The sequence below is a fragment of the Priestia sp. SIMBA_032 genome, assembly GCF_046535215.1.
GTDB lineage: Bacteria > Bacillota > Bacilli > Bacillales > Bacillaceae_H > Priestia > Priestia aryabhattai.
This window is the reverse complement of sequence record NZ_JAWRXD010000150.1, coordinates 1-442: the sequence shown is the minus strand read 5'-3', so window position 1 is coordinate 442 and position 442 is coordinate 1. Positions and strand designations below refer to the sequence as shown.

At 33.9% G+C, this 442-nt stretch carries 1 pseudogene; it reads left to right on the top strand.

Going from position 1 to position 442, the window contains the following annotated elements:
- Nucleotides 1–414, top strand: a pseudogene (locus SB717_RS33750) (sulfotransferase family 2 domain-containing protein); the annotation flags it as partial.
- Nucleotides 415–442: the final 28 nt, after the last annotated feature.

Genomic DNA, 442 nt, shown 5'->3' with positions numbered 1-442 from the left:
AATGATAAATATAGTAATCAAGGAATATCATTTAAACAATTTTTATATTACGTTCAGGCATTTGGTTCCAATTCCCTAGCAATAGATATACATTTTAGCCAACAATACGTCCCTGGTGAAGAAAACTTCATCCAATGTTATATTCCTTTAGAAGATTTTAATGCACAAATCACCAAACTAGAACACACGTACGATTTGATAAAATCCAATTTAGCACTTCTTACAAATTCAGATCATCATCGCGCCCACAAGATGATTTATGCAGGGAGCTATGCAGAACTTAGCATTACAGATGAAGCCTTCCCACGATTTCCAACATACGAAAGCTTCTATGATAAAGAAACCATGGATTTAGTTACAGAAATATATGCACAGGACTTTGAAATGTACCCGTACACGAGAGGGATACTTTAAGTCTATACATTTTTCTATGAATAAAAGC